We start from the raw sequence: 1454 nt of genomic DNA, 5'->3' as shown, positions 1-1454 counted from the left end.
TAACGTAATACTCCGGCGACACCATAGGTACTGCGAAGTTTGTAAAATTGCTCGATAATGTCATCGGGTTTCACAAAGACATAGCCCGGAAACATACGCTCAACCACCGATGTACGCACACCTCTGCGCACTTTCTTCACTGTTAACTCCGGCGCAAACACCTCAAACCCCTGGTTTTCTAAGTTTAAAATGGCGCGCTCTTCCTGCTTTGGCTTGGTTCTTACTATGTACCAAACGTCGGATTGGAGTTCATTCATAACAGGTCCTTTTACTGATAGGCGGCTGATCTTTCCACATTCAGTTGAGTTACGCAAATTAAGCCGATAAGCCTGCATAAAATCATTGCATAAAACTGAGGCGGCAAGGTAAGCTGAACAGGTCTTTCAACGCAATAAAGGCCAAAGTCTATGCGAGCCAACCGCCTCAGACGTGAAAATAATTCCCGCCGCCGCGCTGTTATCCGTAAGCGCAGACAACGTATCATCGATAGACGCGAAAAGTGGTTTCGCATAGTGAATCGCGAAGGTACAGCCAAAGTCGAGTAGCCCGGCGTTTACGTCAGGTTCGATATTCCACCTGACATAAATGTCAGGCTACTGTATAATCTGCCAGCAAAAATCGCCCAGCTTTGGAGACCTTGCTTGTGGAAATCTACCGCGGTGCACCTGCCTTATCAGCCTTCAAAACAACGAAGCAACTTGAACAACTGAAACAGGCAGGAATTCCTGTCAAAGAGCTTTATGCCGAGTATCAGCACTTTGTTGATTTGCACCATGAACTGAGCGACGAACACCGTTCCGTATTGGTTCAGTTACTGAAGTACGGCCCTGAAATGCCGGCACACGAGCCTCAAGGTGCTCTGGTATTGGTTACTCCCCGCATTGGTACTATTTCTCCCTGGGCTTCAAAGGCCACTGACATTGCCCACAACTGTGGCTTGAAAAGTATTCATCGTGTTGAGCGTGGTGTGGCTTTCTATCTACAGGGTGACTTGTCGGCTGAAGAGCTGAAGCAAGCGGCGTTACTGTTGCATGATCGTATGACCGAAAGTGTTTTGTACGATATGAACGACGCGCAGCAGCTATTCCGCTCGCAGGAACCGCAGCCATTGTCTTCGGTGGATATTCTGGCAGGCGGCCGTGAAGCTCTGGCACAGGCAAATATCAGCTTAGGTCTGGCACTGGCCGATGACGAAATTGATTATCTGGTAGAAAATTTCCGCAAGCTGGATCGTAACCCGAACGACATTGAGCTTTATATGTTTGCCCAGGCAAACTCTGAGCACTGTCGCCACAAGATTTTTAACGCCGACTGGACCATAGACGGCGCAGAACAGCCTAAGTCGCTGTTCAAAATGATTAAAAACACCTTTGAAACCACACCGGACTACGTATTGTCGGCCTACAAAGACAACGCTGCTGTTATGGAAGGCCATGAAGCCGGGCGTTTCTACA

1 protein-coding gene and 1 pseudogene are annotated in these 1454 nt (G+C 48.4%); one reads left to right on the top strand and one right to left on the bottom strand.

The window, feature by feature from the left end:
• Positions 1 to 257: transcriptional activator RfaH (locus B3180_RS13945; RefSeq protein ID WP_286845106.1), on the bottom strand; the 257-nt coding region annotated here is incomplete at its 3' end.
• Between the two features lie 386 nt (positions 258 to 643).
• On the opposite strand from B3180_RS13945, the pseudogene B3180_RS13940 reads away from it, so the two are divergent.
• Positions 644 to 1454 (top strand): annotated as a pseudogene (locus B3180_RS13940) (phosphoribosylformylglycinamidine synthase); the annotation flags it as partial.

Origin of the sequence: Idiomarina sp. UBA4206 (assembly GCF_002383015.1) — a bacterium.
Taxonomy (GTDB): Bacteria; Pseudomonadota; Gammaproteobacteria; order Enterobacterales; family Alteromonadaceae; genus Idiomarina; species Idiomarina abyssalis.
Note: the sequence above shows the minus strand (reverse complement) of the source record. Positions and strands in the feature narration are given on the sequence as shown.